The following is a 17,395-nucleotide window of genomic DNA, read 5'->3' as shown; positions in this document are numbered from 1 at the left end:
GGGGGCTAGATGTTAAGTCGTTTCTTTATCCAGCGTCCTAAGTTTGCGCTGGTAATCTCAATCATACTCACGTTGGCAGGGGCGATCGCTCTGGCGATCTTGCCAATTGCTGAGTATCCGAAAATTAGTCCACCTTCAGTGAGTGTTTCGGCCTTTTACACCGGGGCGAGTGCTGAAGTTGTTGAACAAGCGATAGCCGACCCGTTGGAATCTGCTGTAAACGGCGTAGAAGACATGATTTATATGTCTTCCAAAAGTGCTAACGATGGTTCTTATAGCCTTAACGTAACGTTTGATGTCGGTACTGATCCCGATATGGCGCAGGTTAACGTACAAAACCGTGTAGCGCAGATTGAATCTAAGCTGCCGCAAGAAGTTCGCATGGCCGGCATTACGGTGAAAAAGCGTTCACCTGATCTGTTAATGGTGCTGAACTTTTACGAGCCGGACGGCAAGTACGATGACCAATTCTTGATTAACTACATCAACCTGAATGTAAAAGATCAGTTGGCGCGTGTAACAGGGATCAGTGAAGTTAACGTGATTGGTGGTGGCGAATACGCTATGCGCGTATGGCTTGACCCAGAGAAAATGGCGAACTTAAAGATCACCACAACCGATGTGAACACTGCACTTAAAGAGCAAAACGTGCAGGTTGCCGCTGGTCGTGTTGGTGCTGCGCCCTATAATGACGCGCAGGAAGTCCAATTTAACCTGGTAACCAAAGGTCGCTTAGAATCTGTCGACGAGTTTGAACATGTTGTGCTCCGTGCTAACAATGATGGTTCAACCGTTTATCTGAAAGATGTCGCTCGTGTTGAGTTGGGTAAAAAATTCTACGACGGTAGCGGTAAATTCCGCGGTCAAGATGCGTCAATTGTTGCGCTTTCTCTGCAATCTGATGCCAATGCGTTGGAAAGTGGTCAAGCGGTTATGGCTCTACTGGAGAAACTCAGTACCAACTTCCCTGAAGGCATGGCGTATGAGACCAGCTATGACACTACCGTGTTCGTCGCTGAATCGATCAAAGGTGTGGTTAAAACCTTAATCGAAGCGATTTTGCTGGTAATCGCCGTGACCTATCTATTCTTAGGCAGTGCGCGTGCTACCTTGATCCCCGTTGTCGCGATTCCTGTGTCGCTAGTGGGTACGTTTGCAGTGATGCAAATGACCGGTTTTACGATTAATACGGTGACTCTATTTGGCTTGATTCTAGCGATTGGTATCGTGGTAGATGATGCAATTTTGGTAATCGAAAACGTCGATACCACCATGGCAAAGGACCCTACGATTTCACCTCGTAAAGCCACATTGTTGGCGATGAAAGAGGTAACCGGCCCGATCATCACTTCAACATTGGTACTTTTAGCCGTGTTCTTGCCTGTGGCAATGTTGCCGGGGATTACCGGCATCATGTACCGACAGTTTGCGCTGACAATCTGTATCTCGGTGGTGATTTCATCCATTAACGCGTTGACGTTATCTCCGGCGATCTGTTCTTTGGTGCTAAAGCAGGGCGGTGGTAACACAGCTCGTTGGTTCCAAGCCTTTAATAATGGTCTTGAAACGGTTACGACGCATTATGGTCAAGTCGCGGGATTCCTCGTGAAGAAAACCATTCTCTTAGTGGGTTTCTTTGTTGTGGCCGTCGCGGCGGTGGGCTTTTTTGCCAAAACAACGTCAACGGCTTTTGTGCCGCAAGAAGATAAAGGTATCTTACTGGTTAACGTACAGCTTCCCGATTCAGCTTCGCTTTCTCGAACCGAAGAAGTGACCGAAGAGCTGATTGGCATGGTTGAGCAAGAACCAGGTGTCGATGGTGTTACGGTTGCAAATGGTTTTGCATTTATGACCGGCGCTGCGGCTTCTAACGGCGCGTCTTTGTTTATCAAACTGCATGACTGGGAAATGCGCAATGGTTTGGATGGCGATCATTCATCGAATGCGATCGCGCAACGTATTAACGGTCGTGCGGCGATGCAACTCCCTCAAGCTGTGGTATTTGCTATGGGACCACCCGCCGTTCCGGGGATGGGCGCAGCGTCTGGATTTGAGTTTGTATTGGAAGACTCACTGGGACGAAGCCGTACCGATTTATCAATTTTGATGAACCAGTTGATTGAAGAAGCGAAAAAGCAACCAGAAATTGGCTTTGCCTTTTCGACCTTCCGCGCCAATGTTCCACACTACTATGTGGATATTGACCGTGAAAAATCACAGCAGTTAGGTGTGCCTCTATCAAGCATCTTTCAAACGCTACAGGGTAACTTAGGTTCGTTGTACGTTAATGACTTTACGATGTTTGGTAAGAACTTCCGTGTGACCATGCAAGCCGATGCGGAACACCGCAGTGGTATGGAAGATCTTGAGCGTTTCCATGTGCGTTCTTCATCAGGACAAATGGTACCTTTAAGCACGCTAGTGAGTTATGAGCAGATCTTTGAGCCTGATGTTGCATGGCGCTATAACATGTACCGTAGTGCCGTGATTCAAGGCCAACCTGCACCGGGTTATTCAAGTGGCGATGCGATTGCTGCGATGGAGCGAGTTGCCGCTGAGATGCTACCGCAAGGTTATCAATATGAATGGACGGGTATGGCATACCAAGAAGTGCTAGCAGGTAATCAAGCGATCTTTGCTTTTGCACTCGCTTTGATTTTCATCTATCTCTTCATGGTTGCCCAATATGAGAGTTGGAGTATTCCTTTGGCGATCATCTTAGTGGTACCTGTGGCGACATTTGGCTCGTTCCTCGCGCTTAATCTCACGGGTACGCCGCTTAACTTGTACGCTCAAATTGGTTTGGTTCTCTTGATAGCACTCGCGGCCAAGAATGCCATCTTGATTGTCGAGTTTGCTAAGATGGAACGTGAAGACAACGAAGCGTCGATTGATGATGCGGCAGTGAAGGGCGGTACGCTGCGTTTCCGTGCGGTTAACATGACATCATGGTCGTTTATCTTGGGCATTTTCCCGCTGATCTTTGCCTCTGGCGCGGGACACATCAGCCAAAACTCACTTGGCGTATCTTTGATTGGCGGCCTGCTGTGTGTGCTGCTTGCGGGTACGTTACTTATTCCGGGCTTCTATGCGATGGTGCAGCGCCAACGTGAAAAAGTTCATGGTGGTAGCACCAAGTTGGTTGAGCTTGATGATGAGTAAGCTCGGCTTGCTTGATGGTTAATTCACGAAGCCCCGCATTGAGCGGGGCTTTTTTATGCCATCGATTTGGTGATTACGTTTGGTTCTTCTTGCACCAAGTTATTGATCCATTTTTTAGATCGTATACGTTGGGTAGATAAGAAAATCTTGGCTATTTCTTCTAGCATGACGATCGCAATGACCCACTCCAATGACCAACCTAGAATGATGCCGGTAAAGTAGGCGAGTGGAATACCGATCGCCCATTGACCAAACAGATCAATAAAAATGGAATAGTTAATATCACCGCCGCTTTTTAATACCCCACCAATCGCCACCATATTGAAGACGCGAAAGCCCATACCAAACAACATAATGATAAAGGTATTGGTCGCCATGACAGGATCGGATATAGGTGTCAGCGAGATCGCATTTAATAGGAGCGGCTTTGCTGCAAAGCAGAGTAATGCGATTGAGAATGCTGCCAGTGTGCTGATGAATACATACCACCATGCGGTCTCTTCAACTCTTTGATACTGCTGCGCACCAATTTCATTCGCTAAAATCACGGAGGCGGCAACGGCAAAACCTAAAAAGGCGGAAAATAGCACGCTCTCAATAGGGGCCAACAAAGAAAAAATCGCCAATTCTGTTACACCAAGCTGACCGATCAATACGTTGTAGAATAGAATGCCACCCGCCCATGCGCTGTCATGGATGATCATAGGTAGGCCTATTTTAAAATAACGGCCACGATGAACGGGAGTATTGGCTTGTTTGATATTTGATTTACTGGCGATAAGGCAAGGAAAGCGCTTGATGACGATCGCACTCAACAAAATCGTTTGGAAAAGACGCGAGACAGCCGTACCAATGGCCGCGCCAACCACACCAAGCTCGGGTAACCCAAACAAACCAAAAATGAGTAACGAATTTAGCAGTAAGTTAAGCAAGATAGCGTAAATACTAATTTGAGTTGGCAGTTTCGCTTGGCCGATTGCTCTGAGTGCACTTTCGAGGGGAACACAGACTGCAGTACAAATCAAAGTGCTAGCGGTGATCCACAGGTAGTCGCTCGCCAAAGCAATATAGTCGCTGTTATCGGAAACGATAGAAACAACTCGTACTAAGTCAAATGCATACCAAAGTGAAAAGGGCGCCGTGACCAAAATGGCGACGAATACCGATTGGAATAGCGTGATTCTAACGCCATCCATATTCTTAGCGCCAAAATATTGTGAAGCTAGCACACTGACCGCTCCGCTTACGCCGCAGACGACAATTAAATTAAAGAAAAAAATCCGGTTTCCGACTCCGACTGCCGCGGTTGCCGCTTCACCCAGTTGGCTGACCATGAGAATGTCAGTGACGCCCAATAATGCAAATAACATTGATTGTAGTGAAACGGGTAGGCCGATTTTGATCAGATTTTGATAGAAGGTTCTATCAGGAGTTGTGGCTAGCATCGCATTCACCTTGGTTGGAATCGGTATTTAGTTTATCTGCATTCGGTAATTACGTATTTTCTCTAAGTATCTATTTGTTATGTGAAACTATCAAAATGAACAATATGCAAGAGTGTGCCTCTATTTCTGATAAAACAGAGCATGAGTTTATCGATTATCACCATGTACTTGAACTTGAGCGTTACGGATTCATCCAATGCGGCATTGCGCACTGTTGGGAATTATTTACGATCAGTCGTAAAAATATGCATAAACATATGCTGCTTTACACTGTAAAAGGACAGGGTTGGCTTGAGAGTAATGGACAAAAGTATGAGCTTGAGCCGGGTTCTTTGATGGTGGTACCTGCGGGTATTTCCAATACTTTTGGTATTGGACAGGAGGAATGGCGTATTGCTTGGGTATTCCTTGAACCACAGAAAAATTGGCAAGGTTTGGTTAATAAGCAGTTAGAGTACTACCTAAGTTCAGTGACAGAAGCGATTTACGCTGCGATTTTGTTGTTACTCAGAGCGAGAATGCCCCCGATAGCGATTAGTGGTGAAATTGTTGAAGCAACGACAGCACAATTGGCCATTTTAGTGAAAGCTTCTGTAGAACATCAACTTAGTGGTAAGCAACTACGCTTGAGACGGGTATTTGATGAAGCACAACGGCAATTGCATAAAGAGTGGGATGTTGAACAACTTGCAGCGCTCTATCCTTGTTCACCCCCTCATTTTCATCGTTTGTGTAATCAATATTTTGCTCATAGCCCGATGACCTATTTAACCAAAAAACGCATGGAATATGCATCTAGGTTGTTATTATCAACGGATTGGGCTGTTCAACATATTGGTGAACTGGTTGGTTATCCAATTTTGGCCAATTTTAGTGCAAGATTTAAAGTGTGGAGCGCTCAAACCCCGAGCCAATATCGCAGAAATAACGGTGAACCGATAATGTAGGCTTGTGTGGGATAGCACAAGAACTGCGATTGCCGTAAAATGGTCGGCCTAAATTAAACACGACAATTAGATGTGATCATATGGAATTGAATAACTTTTTAGAACAGTTGAAATCTAACCCATCAACCATTGAATTTGAGCAAACCATGACGGTGATTGACTCAAACTATCAATTTTCCCCAACATCGTTTAGTAATGGCACTGCGCGTAATCCTGCCGGTGAAAATAATGGTTCATGCAAAATCTTTTCGTTTGCCAAAAAACATCAGTTATCTGAGGATTTGACGCTAGCGCTATTCGGTGGTTATTACCGTCAAGACGTATTGGGTAATCCTGATGGAGAAGATCATCAAAATATCCGAAACTTCATCGCCCATGGCTGGTCTGGGATCAAATTTGAAGGCTCTGCGCTGAGCTAATTGAGTATCAACTTGTTAAAAAGGAGCCAAGAGGCTCCTTTTTTGTTTCTGTCATATAGCGCTGTGGCTAAACGGCCAGAGGCATTTCATTTGATGGATCTTGACGTTTATTCACGCGAACCAGACCTATCATGGCCAGAATAGACATCACTAACATCAATATGCCTAACGGCAGTTGATTAGGCGCAGGGATTAAAGAGGCGCAAAGTGTTGCAAGACCAGCCCCCAGATTTTGCATACCACCGAGTACCGCGCCGCCAGTCCCTGCATGGTAAGGCAGTGGTGACAGAGCGCCAGTTGTTGCCGCTGGAAATAAGATGCCAGAGCCTAAAAAGTAAATAGTGGCGCCGCCAACGAGCGTCAAAGCGGTGGTATAACCGAATAATCCTGGTATCAGTACAATCACTGAACCTAAAGTAATGGCGACTAGGCCAAAGTTGAGTGCCGCTCGTTCTGAACGACGTGACGCAATCAGACTCGATAATCCGGCACCAACCAGATAGCCCGGGATCGGCAGTACAAACAGTAAACTAACCGTCGTTGCTGGCAGTTGCAATACACCGCCCAGCAGCACACCAGCCGCGGCTTCAAAAATCGCAACGCCTGAAAAGGTCGCGACGAGACAGATTAGATAGCCTTGGAAGCGCTTGTTCGATAACACGAACTTATAGCTATTCGACACTTTTTCGTAGCGACGCTTTTCTTGCGGTAAAGTTTCGGTAAAGCTGGTGGCCATGGTAATGACAACCGCAATACCAAATAGCGCTAAGAAGAGATAGCTAGAACGCCAACCGAACATTTCTGTTAGTACACCGCCAAGAACTGGCGCCATTAAAGGCGAAAAAATCACACACATGCTGATCAAGCTATTAACTCGATGCAGTTCGGCGCCTGAATAACAGTCACGGGTTAAAGTGCGAGACATCGCGCCGCCACAGCCAATCCCCAAGCCTTGAATAAAGCTACCCGCAAGGAAAAGTTCGAAATTCGGCGCAAAGAGCGCGGCGATAGTGCCAACGATGTAAATCGCTAAACCACCGAGGATAATGGGTTTACGACCAATGCGATCAGAGAGTGGTCCGTAGACAAATTGAGATAATCCATACGGGATCAAATAACAAGCCATAACAGCCTGAAGGCTGGTTGGAGTAACCAAAAATTCATTCGCCATCTGACCAATAGATGGAACGTACATTGTTTGCGTCATTTGACCCACAGCGGTCAAAATTGCCACAAGAAACGTGAATTTGAAGATTGGTGAAGTAGCAGACATCCGCAAGTGACCTTAAAAAAGTACAACAACCTTTAACGGAGCGATAGCTCAGCTAATTTAAAAATGTATAAGGGAATTAACAGCGGCGGAATATTAGTGTTTGTCTGTCCGGTTATCAACGGAAATGTATGATTTTCAGCAAGATAAAAATCTATGATTTGCGTTAGAAAAACTAATGCGAAATGAACTATGCTACTGGGTGTTTAGATAAGCATTGGCGACATAAGCATTGTGACGATTTTGGTGTGTTTGTCAGGTCGCGCTTTTCGATGGAAAAACACCAGCATTCCGTTTTTCCAGCACTGATATCACAGTGGGTGGGCTGGGTGCATGAAGGGCATTGATGCGTGTAGGTTGCGCCCGATAGACGCGCCATGATGGCTTGCTGATCGGTTTCGTCATAGTGGCGCCAATGTGTGATTTCATTGATGGTGCGATAGCAACCACTACAGATTCCGGCATTGTTTTTACAAGCAGCGATACAAGGGCTTTTCACGGGTGGCTCCAAGGGGTGAGTTACAGAGAAAGGGACTCATTTAATTTGATCATAAACATTAGCTAGCAAGCTGAGACTCTGTTGCTAACTTGTTTAATCAGCTTTCGTTATGCTGCCTAGTTCAAGCACCGGGGCAACATCAATATCTTCTGCGTTCATCATTGTTGACAATCTTTGAACGGATGAAAGCAACAAGGTTTGTTCCCACTCTTCGAGCTGTTGGTATTTGTTGATGAAGCTTTGTTGTAAAGGCATCGGAGCTTGTTCTAAACGCTCTTTACCTTGATCGGTCAATACAGCGTGCACTTTACGCTTATCGGTTTCACTGCGTTTACGCTCAATAAGGCCATTACGTTGTAAGCGATCAAGGATGATGGTTGCTGTGGCTTGGCTCATGTTGGTGTGGTTGGAAAGCTGTTTGATTGTGACCTCTCCGAGATCACGGATAGAGCGCATTAGAATCAATTGCGGTGCGGTCAGACCTGACTCTTTGCTCAATTTTTTTGAGTGTAAATCAATGGCGCGGATAATTTGTCTTAATGACACCAGTACTTCTTCGTGCTTTTCCAAGATGAACCCTTAAAACCTAATTTTTTCGCAGATGAACATAACTCAAAAGAACAACAAATAGAAGTTAAAGTGAAAACATCGGCTTAATCAACAAACCTTAGAGGACAAATTGATTTGAGGTCGAATAATTTACTTGCTGTCCAAACGTACTCGTTATTATTCGTCATTATAGGCGGTATTTTAACGAATAATCGCTAATTTACTACCGAATGCTGGCGTATCTCACTAATGTGCGTACACTGTTGAGAGATTAATCAAGATTTATCGTGTCGATAATCATTTTAACTCTAAGTGATTGCGGGCGAGGATCTGTCAAATAAACACTTAGAGAGAAACTATGACAAAAGGAATCGATAAGTACAGCATAGATAGTACTGACTACACAGTGGGTCAGGATAACGTACAGAAGTGGGGATTTGATGTACACAATCCCGTCTTTGGGGTAAGTGCGGGTTTTATTGCCCTCTTTTTGATTGCCGCTCTTGTGCTCGATGCTGACTCCGCAAAGGCCGCTCTTGATGGCGTTAAATGGCAAATTATTGGCAGCTTTGATTGGTTGTTTATCTGGTCTGGGAACATTTTTGTGGTCTTCTGCTTAGCATTGATCGTTAGCCCGTTTGGTCGAATTCGTCTGGGTGGTGTTGATGCCAGCGCTGACTATTCTTACCTTTCTTGGCTTTCGATGTTATTTGCTGCAGGTATGGGTATTGGTTTGATGTTTTGGAGCGTCGCTGAGCCCGTAGCGTACTATACCGGTTGGTATGAAACGCCATTAGGCGTCGAAGCCAATACTGCTGAGGCTGCCCGTTTAGCGATGGGGGCTACCATGTATCATTGGGGTCTGCACCCTTGGGCGATTTATGGCGTAGTCGCGCTGTCTTTAGCTTTTTTTGCTTACAACAAAGGGCTACCACTTTCGATACGTTCAATTTTTTATCCTATTTTAGGCGATAGGGCTTGGGGCTGGGCTGGGCATGTTGTAGACATTCTTGCCGTATTGGCTACCTTATTCGGTCTCGCTACCTCTCTGGGCCTCGGAGCCCAACAAGCTGCGAGTGGTATTCATCATGTCTTTGGTATACCTGCTGGTTTGGGTCTGCAAATTGTGGTGATCACCGTGGTGACACTACTTGCGGTGGTGTCGGTGATCCGCGGTATTGATGGCGGCGTGAAGGTGATTAGTAATATCAATATGATCGTCGCGTTCTTGCTACTGATTTTGGTTGCATTAATTGGCTGGGCAGTGGCGCTCGGCAACATTCCAACCACCTTTATGGCTTATGTGGAAAACATTATTCCTTTAAGCAATCCACATGGTCGTCAAGATGAAGCATGGTTCCAAGGTTGGACGGTATTCTATTGGGCTTGGTGGATTTCATGGTCACCATTTGTGGGAATGTTTATTGCCCGTGTATCAAGAGGCCGAACGGTACGCGAGTTTATTACTGCTGTGCTACTTGTTCCTACCGCAGTGACCATGCTTTGGATGTCAGTATTTGGTGGTTTAGCGATTGATCAAGTCGCCAATCAAGTTGGTATTTTAGGCACAAAAGGCTTGAACGATATATCGCTCGCGATGTTTGAAATGTTTGATGCGTTGCCTTACAGCGGTATGCTGTCAATAATCGCCATCGTGCTTGTGTTGGTGTTCTTTATCACGTCATCGGATTCTGGTTCACTCGTGATCGATAGTATTACAGCTGGTGGCAAAGTCGACGCTCCCGTTCTACAACGTGTATTTTGGGCCTTTATGGAAGGCGCTATTGCGGTTGCCTTGTTATGGATTGGTGGCACTGAAGCCATACAAGCATTACAAGCGGGCGCAATTTCAACCGCGCTGCCGTTTACCTTTGTTTTGTTGATGATGTGTGTCAGCTTAGTAATGGGGATGCGAACCGAGAAATACTGATTTCGATCGCTGAATGGATTTTTATCATCAAAGGGACGCATTGCGTCCCTTTTTTACGTTTCTTTGCGGGTTATATTGGTGAGAATAAGCGGGTGTTTATTCCCATAATTGGCCTATTTGTGTGGTTTTGGTGTAGTGGTAGGCGAGTTGAGCTTGCAGCAGTTCTGCTGTGGCGACCGCATCGGTGAGTGCATGATGCGGTGAATAGGGCGGCAGGTTATAACGCGTTCGGGTTTTACCCAACCGAACGGATTGCGGTGTCACGCCCCGCAGTTTATTCCATAAGCCACCGTGTTTACGCTGTTGTACGCTGGCTTCTATCGCCATGGTATCGATGAGCGGAAATTCGATACCCTCGTGGATTCGATCGCGCAGGGCACGGTCGAAAAATTCTCGTTCGATACGTTTGTAATGCACCACGACCACTTTGGCCGCCATTTGGTCTAATACGTCTGCAAAGACCGCACTCAAGTCTGGCGCATCAACTAAATCACTGTGTGTGATGCCATGAATAACAATCGAGTCTTCTTCCAGTTGCTTGCGTGGTTTGATAGTCCAATGTCTGGCTTGATTTAAGTAAATTCGATTCAGATCGAATGGTACGGTACCGATGGTAATAATATCATCGGTTTCTGGATTTAAGCCTGTGGTCTCAAAATCCATCGCGAGAAATTTGATTTGCTCTAAAGGCGTATTGGCTGGCGGCAATGCTTGTTGGTAGAAGCTCTTGAGCACTTCATTGTGGCAGCGATCAACTTTATGGGCGTACTTTTGTTGCCAATTGATCATCGGTACCTGAGTGAGTCGTTTTAGCATAAGAGCCTCATTTTAATGCGCTGTTGCCTTGATAGCGAAATTTTAAGAAATTTTGTGCATTGCTCAGTACCTGAAAAGCATCTTTTAAGTTTCGGCGTTCGAACTCAGATAGGTTTTCTGGTTCAATGTTGTTATCGGGCTCTATGTTGCTCTCAACATCAAAAGCTTGATGGCGAATACGCACCATAGAAATGAATTCAAGAGCGTCTCGAAGAGCGTGGGCTTTGCCTTTTGGTAGGATGGCGGCGTCATGAATGTCATCTAAACGTTCAAAGGAGTTTTGTGAACGCGATCCAACGGCAAGTGCGTGAACTCGAACCAAGTCGGCAAGTGGCGCGGTACCACGTCGTTTTAAGTTAATCGAGTTTTTGTGTTGGCCATCTTTCTCAACCACGAAATCTTTAAAAAATCCCAGAGGTGGGGTTCGGTTGAGGGCGTTACGCGCCAAGCAAGCAAGGAAACGATTATTTTTTCTTGCTCTTCGAACGATAAAACCATTGAGATGTTCGGCCCATTTTAGCCGGCCATAGACACCATCGAGATCAAAAAAGATAGAGGCATTAAGTAGCGCCTTTGGATTCGGGTTATCAATCCAATCAGCAAAACACTCTTCCCATTCATTGCGCGTCATTCGCCATTCTGGATTTGTTGCCATAATATCACCGGTGCAATAGCTGTAGCCGCATTTCGCAAGGCCATCGCATACCAGTTTTGCCATGTGAGCAAAATACTCACCGTGCAGTTTTTCGTCATAGCTATTGTCAAGAATGATGGCATTGTCTTGGTCTGTCACTAGCAGTTGTTCATCACGCCCCATGGAACCTAACGCGAGAAAACAATAGGGTATTGGCGCAAGTCCGAGCTGCTCTTCGGCCAATTCAACGATGCGTTGTTTAAAACTTCGACCAATCACTGACATCGCACTGCCAACCATATGAGAGTTGGCATCTTCATTGACTAAGCGAACGAAACTGTCTTTGACTTGCTCAGAGAGAGCGGCAAGATCATCTATGCTCTGCTGTTGGAAAATGCTGCTGACTAACAGTAGGGAGTTTTGCGATTCGTAACGAACGATATCGGTGGTTTCAATAATACCGATCGGCTGGCGATCTTTAAGCACTGGCAGATGATGCACGTTATAGCGAAGCATGGTCAGCATTGCTTCATATACATAGGCATTATGATCAAGTGAGATGACTTCAGTCGTCATCACTGACGCTACCGCGTCGTGCGGATCTAAACCTTGAGCCAAAACGCGAGTGCACAGATCGCGGTCTGTAATAATTCCGACTAGTCCCGAACCATCATCGTCATTTTGCGCAATGTCAGGGTCAATAATCAGCAGTGAAGATACATTTTCATCGGCCATTTTAATTGCTGCATTTTGAATGGTCTCACTGGTATGAACAAAAGGCGCGGCAGAGGTTAACAGGGTGCGTACTTTCGACGTACTGAGGTCATTGTCATTCTGCGAGGAAGAGACTGCTTGTCTCAAGCGCGTGTTGTGTTCCACCTCGACAAAATCAGCAAAGCTTTCGTGATTGTCGTAAAGCTGTTGGAATACCGATTCCGGGATACAGTAGATGAGTGAATCTTTGACCGCTTTAGCCGGAAATCGAACTTTGTTGTTAGTGAGTAATCCCATTTGGCCAAATAGGGCGCCTTCATCGAGTCGATTATATAATTCCCCTTTACGGCGATAAATTTCGACCACACCGCTGCGGACCATATAAAGATCATGAATATGGTCACCAAAGTGAATGATTGGCGTGTCTTCACGATAGTAGGCGATCTCAACGTTACGACAAATGTGGCTCAATACATCGTCTTCGAGCTCATCAAACGGTGGATGTTGTGATAAGAAATGTTTAATTTCTAAAAGTTCTGCTTCCATTGAGCAACCCATAGCATTCATTACGTGGTAACTAAATGGTACATGATTCTTACAGGACCTGCCTAGAAAGCAGCAATATATGGCTGCTAGCTTGTGCTAGCGTGATCCTATGGGGGAAAGGTTATGAGGAGAATGGCAAGCCGCCATTAAGCAAGGCTTAGCGAATGACTAAGCCTTGTTTTATCGGTTGTATTAGGTCGTTGCAATGATAGTAAATGCGACGACGAAGCAACTAGCCTAATGCAGGTAAGAAGCCCATGGTGATTAAGATTTGCGCTGAAACGATCATTACGCCAATTCCGCTACAAATCACCAAGCCCAGATTGCCACCTCTTACTTGGTAAGGCGCGTCATGAACGGTGCGGCGTACTTTATGGATCATCACAATGGGTAGGAAGATAGCCAATATTGCAAGCGCAATCGCCGCGTATCCCAGAGCCATGATAAAACCTTGTGGGTAAAACAGCGCAAAGCACATCGGCGGCGTAAAGGTGATGAAGCCAGTCAGCACGCGCGAACTCTTTTCTTTATTGATGCTATCACCAAGAAATTCGAATAACCCCAGACTCACCCCTAAAAATGACGTTAGCAAGGCAAGGTCTGCAAACAGGCCAATCGCATGGCTGATGTTATTTTGCTGCACAGTGGCCGCAAGCGTTGAAATTAGAGCTGATAACCCTTGATTATCAATGAGTTCGTCCTGGCTAACAACACCAAGTGTCACCAACTGCCAGAAGATATAGATGACGAGGGGGATCGCAGAGCCAATCACAATTGCTTTTCTAAGTGCAGGGGTATCTCCATCGAGATAGCGCACAATGGCGGGAATACTGCCATGAAACCCGAATGAGGTAAAAATGACTGGAATCGCCGCAATGATCAAACCTTGTTGAATAGGCATACTCAGTAGGTAGGTTTGCGTCACATTGGGTGCAAGAAACAACAATACGGTCGCCATGGAAATAAGTTTGAGGGTAAACAGCACGCGATTGACTTTATCGACGGTTGCCGTACCTATCACCACAATTGAAGCGACCAGTAACGTAAAGATAACGGTACCACTTGCAGCCGATAGTTCTAGATCGAACCATTGATCCAAGCGCTGATTAAATTGCGAGCCACCGCCTGCGATATAGGCTGCACACAATGAATAGAATAAAAATAGCATCGCGAAGCTGGCAAGATATTTCCCTTTGGTACCTAAAATTTGCTTGGCTAAAGTGTGTAGCGTTGCATCACTGCTCGCGTGTTGATGCAATTCAACCATAATAAGGGCGGTATAAGCCATCAAAGCCCACAATCCAGCCATGATGGTAAGAGATGTTGAAAAACCAATGCCTGCCGAGGCGAGTGGCAGGGCTAGCATCCCTGCGCCAATAGTAGTACCGGCGATAATCAAAGTACTACCTAAAACCTTTGATTTACTCATGTGTATATTATTCTTTACGTTGATGGTTTGATTTGTATTCGAAAATCTGAAGAATACGGTGAAGTTAGAGCTTTAGACTCCATTTTTACTTATATTGTGGTTAATGGCGCTAAACGTCAAGTGTTGTGTACATATAAAGTGCCGATTGTGTAAGATATTATTTACGGTGTGAGCGCTAATTCTAAGCTAAACGTTTGCTTGTGCGCATCAGCAAGGTTTTGGAACAAAGCGCTTTTGCCTTCGGTCGCTGTGTCATATAAAGTCGGTAGAAAGGAACGGCTGAATAATCCGCTTAGTTAGCCAATAACAAAGAAGGAGGTCGACATGAGTGACCAAACAATTAACGAAGAAAGCCTCGAGCTGCTTGACGCGATTGAAATAGGTATCGACCTGTCTCATTACGAGCAAGATTACGAAACATCGAAAGACGATTAGTGTTCTTAACCAAATCGATACAGAAGCGACAACAACGATCGTCGTCATTCATCTAGAGAAGCCAGTGCAAATGCGCTGGCTTTGTGCTTTTATAAACTTATGTTTTTAGTCATTAGTTAATACGAATGAACTTTCTTGCACATCTTCATATTGCCCATCACTGCGGTTCGAATTTACTCGGTAACCTTTTAGGGGACTTTGTAAAGGGTGATCCGAACCGTGACTACGAACCTGAGATTGCAGCTGGGATTCGCTTACATCGCTTTGTTGATAGCTATACTGACAGCGCCACTATTCTATTACGGGCAAAACAACATTTTCCTCAAGGACATCGACGCTTTGCTGGGATTGCGTTGGATGTGTTTTGGGATCATTGCCTGGCAACGCATTGGGAGAATTACCATCCATTACCACTGGATTTGTTTTGCCAGCAGTCAGAAAGCATAGTCAAACAGACCGATGTCGGCATGTTGCCAGAGCGTTTTATCCTCGTCAGCGAAAACATGTGGCGTGGTCGCTGGTTGGAGTCATATCAAAGTCTCGATAATATCGAAATTGCTTTAAGTCGTATGTCAGCTCGTAGAGATTCAATGGCGCCGCTAAAAGAATGTTATCCCTATTTACAGCGTCATTATGGTGATTTACAGCAGCTATTTGCCGAGTTCTACCCTGAGTTGCTCCGCGCTAGCCAAGATTTCTCGGTCGAACGCTAGGCATAGTAGGGTGCTTGAGTATAGAATCGCAGCCGTTAATTGATTGAGTAGTTGAAAATATGTCACAACCATTTGCGAATTTGGGCCTCGAGCCAACTCTTGTTGATACCGTAAACCAGTTAGGTTTCAACACTCCTACTGAAGTTCAACTTCATGCCATTCCACCAGTACTTGAAGGTCATGACGTTTTGGCTGGTGCACAAACCGGCACCGGTAAAACAGCAGCATTTGGTTTGCCAATCATCCAGCGATTGAGTAATCAAACCTATTCGCGAGACCCACAACGTAATGATGTATCTGCATTGGTTTTGGTTCCGACTCGAGAACTCGCTCAACAGGTGTTCGATAATCTTACCGCTTATGCAGTCAATACATCACTGAAGATTGTGACAGCGTATGGTGGGACAAGTATGAATGTGCAAACAAAAAATTTATATCAAGGTTGTGACATTCTTATCGCGACGCCAGGTCGTTTGCTTGATCATATGCATTGTAAAAACATATCGCTGCAGCGTACCCAAACTTTAGTTCTCGATGAAGCCGACCGCATGCTTGATATGGGATTTTGGCCTGATTTGAAGCGTATTTTGGGTAAAATGAACTCAGATCGTCAAACATTGTTCTTCTCCGCAACGTTTGATAAAAAAATCAAAGATCTTGCTTACAAAATGCTCAACAATCCGATTGAAGTGCAGGTGGCGTCACAAAACAGTACCGCCGACACTGTCGAACAAATGGTTCACCCTGTTGATAAAAAGCGTAAATCTGAGTTATTGGCGTATCTGATAGGTTCACGCAACTGGCAACAAGTTTTAGTTTTCACCAAAACCAAACAGGGTAGTGATTCGTTGGCAAAAGAGCTGAAGCTAGACGGGATCAAAGCCGCTTCTATTAATGGTGATAAAAGCCAAGGCGCTCGCCAAAAAGCACTCGATGACTTTAAAGCCGGGAAAGTTCGCGCATTGATCGCAACGGACGTGGCAGCACGAGGCTTAGATATTAATCAGCTAGAGCAAGTGATTAACTTTGATATGCCATTTAAGGCTGAAGACTATATTCATCGCATTGGACGTACAGGACGCGCAGGCAAAAAAGGCCTTGCGGTATCGTTAATGAGTCGCGATGAAGAATACTTGCTGGAGGCGATTGAACGACTGCTAGATAAAAAGTTACCTCAGGAGTGGCTTGAAGGCTATGAGCCAAGCTTAATTGAAGATCTTGAGCCTGAGCATCCTTCTCGTCGTAATAGTCGTTCCTCAGAGAAGCGTCGAATGAAGGCAAAAATGAACATTCACTCAGGAAGAGGTAAGCGTCGATAGAATTTATCTAACTCGCTCGCTTCCTTTAGAGCGCCAACGCTCGTTTACCGGCCCCAGGATTGTGGGCCGGTTGTGTTTTGAGTCTTAAAATCTGTGATTGAATCTAGATTGTATCGCACCGCAATGTTCTACGTCGCTTATTCACACGGAACTTCCTCAAAGATAATGTCTCAGCAATCTCCCCCTATTTGCATATAATTCTGTTGTTATCGACGGATTTACAGTGGTGATGGCTATGCTACTTTCCAATACCATGTTGATTTAAAAATACCGTGGAGTTTCGACATCTCGCGCCGATGAACTATTCACGGTTGCCTACTTCAAACAGCCAAGGCTTGTGCCATGCTTAAATGCAATTGAAATCAATGATATAAAATTGGTTATACCAGCATTGAGCAAGAAGTTGCCTAGCCGGGCAATTTCTTGCCTATTGTCATTATTGTTTGTATTTAGTTTTTATGAACTCTATTCCATAAATTTACCGAATTATATTCATTAGTGTAATTTGTCGACTGATGAAATTGTTGGGAAAAATGTAACGAAAAGTACGTTGTCGTTAATATGGTTC

At 45.2% G+C, this 17,395-nt stretch carries 13 protein-coding genes; 6 read left to right on the top strand and 7 right to left on the bottom strand.

From position 1 onward, the window contains the following. Window positions 1-9 precede the first annotated feature (9 nt). Entirely contained in the window at window positions 10-3,162 is a 3,153-nt protein-coding gene (locus RH85_RS17210; protein ID WP_006713984.1) for an efflux RND transporter permease subunit, read from the top strand. A 53-nt stretch (window positions 3,163-3,215) separates the two neighbouring features. On the opposite strand, the gene RH85_RS17205 is transcribed toward RH85_RS17210, so the two are convergent. Then, window positions 3,216-4,607 (bottom strand): MATE family efflux transporter, encoded by a 1,392-nt coding sequence (locus tag RH85_RS17205; protein ID WP_006713983.1) that lies wholly within the window; start codon window positions 4,605-4,607, stop codon window positions 3,216-3,218. 95 nt (window positions 4,608-4,702) lie between these two features. On the opposite strand from RH85_RS17205, the gene RH85_RS17200 reads away from it, so the two are divergent. Together RH85_RS17200 and RH85_RS17195 are read left to right on the top strand one after the other, a co-directional pair. Continuing rightward, entirely contained in the window at window positions 4,703-5,554 is an 852-nt protein-coding gene (locus RH85_RS17200) for an AraC family transcriptional regulator (protein WP_039949259.1), read from the top strand. 80 nt (window positions 5,555-5,634) lie between these two features. Beyond that, entirely contained in the window at window positions 5,635-5,973 is a 339-nt protein-coding gene (locus RH85_RS17195) for a HopJ type III effector protein (RefSeq protein ID WP_006713981.1), read from the top strand. A gap of 67 nt (window positions 5,974-6,040) precedes the next feature. On the opposite strand, the gene emrD is transcribed toward RH85_RS17195, so the two are convergent. The 3 genes from emrD to RH85_RS17180 all read right to left on the bottom strand — a co-directional run bounded on the left by emrD (window position 6,041) and on the right by RH85_RS17180 (window position 8,312). Continuing rightward, window positions 6,041-7,246 (bottom strand): multidrug efflux MFS transporter EmrD, encoded by a 1,206-nt coding sequence (emrD, locus tag RH85_RS17190; protein ID WP_006713980.1) that lies wholly within the window; start codon window positions 7,244-7,246, stop codon window positions 6,041-6,043. Window positions 7,247-7,433: 187 nt separating this feature from the next. Next, a complete protein-coding gene (locus RH85_RS17185) occupies window positions 7,434-7,742 on the bottom strand; it encodes a cysteine-rich CWC family protein (protein WP_006713979.1) in 309 nt (102 codons plus the stop codon). Between the two features lie 93 nt (window positions 7,743-7,835). Continuing rightward, window positions 7,836-8,312, bottom strand: coding sequence for a MarR family winged helix-turn-helix transcriptional regulator (locus tag RH85_RS17180; protein WP_006713978.1), 477 nt, complete (start codon window positions 8,310-8,312; stop codon window positions 7,836-7,838). Between the two features lie 337 nt (window positions 8,313-8,649). On the opposite strand from RH85_RS17180, the gene RH85_RS17175 reads away from it, so the two are divergent. Then, entirely contained in the window at window positions 8,650-10,221 is a 1,572-nt protein-coding gene (locus RH85_RS17175; RefSeq protein WP_006713977.1) for a BCCT family transporter, read from the top strand. Between the two features lie 96 nt (window positions 10,222-10,317). Here the strand turns inward: RH85_RS17175 and RH85_RS17170 are convergent, their stop codons facing one another. From RH85_RS17170 to RH85_RS17160, 3 genes are all read right to left on the bottom strand, one after another. After that, on the bottom strand, window positions 10,318-11,037 hold the full coding sequence (locus tag RH85_RS17170) for a 3'-5' exonuclease (RefSeq protein ID WP_006713976.1): 720 nt from the start codon (window positions 11,035-11,037) through the stop codon (window positions 10,318-10,320). A gap of 7 nt (window positions 11,038-11,044) precedes the next feature. Further along, window positions 11,045-12,931, bottom strand: a complete 1,887-nt coding sequence (locus RH85_RS17165) for a DUF294 nucleotidyltransferase-like domain-containing protein (RefSeq protein WP_006713975.1) — start codon at window positions 12,929-12,931, stop codon at window positions 11,045-11,047. 232 nt (window positions 12,932-13,163) lie between these two features. Next, window positions 13,164-14,360 carry an aromatic amino acid transport family protein gene (locus RH85_RS17160; RefSeq protein ID WP_006713974.1) on the bottom strand — a complete coding sequence of 399 codons (1,197 nt, stop codon included), beginning with the start codon at window positions 14,358-14,360 and terminating at the stop codon, window positions 13,164-13,166. A gap of 560 nt (window positions 14,361-14,920) precedes the next feature. Between RH85_RS17160 and RH85_RS17155 the strand changes: the two genes are divergently transcribed. Both RH85_RS17155 and RH85_RS17150 read left to right on the top strand, forming a co-directional pair. Next, the gene (locus RH85_RS17155; protein WP_006713972.1) at window positions 14,921-15,508 is read left to right on the top strand and encodes an acyl carrier protein phosphodiesterase; all 588 of its coding nucleotides are present in this window, start codon (window positions 14,921-14,923) and stop codon (window positions 15,506-15,508) included. Window positions 15,509-15,567: 59 nt separating this feature from the next. Further along, on the top strand, window positions 15,568-16,827 hold the full coding sequence (locus tag RH85_RS17150) for a DEAD/DEAH box helicase (protein WP_006713971.1): 1,260 nt from the start codon (window positions 15,568-15,570) through the stop codon (window positions 16,825-16,827). Window positions 16,828-17,395 lie beyond the last annotated feature (568 nt).

The sequence above is a fragment of the Vibrio ichthyoenteri ATCC 700023 genome (genome assembly GCF_000222605.1).
In the GTDB taxonomy this organism is placed as follows: Bacteria; Pseudomonadota; Gammaproteobacteria; order Enterobacterales; family Vibrionaceae; genus Vibrio; species Vibrio ichthyoenteri.
This window is presented reverse-complemented; position numbering and strand designations above follow the sequence as displayed.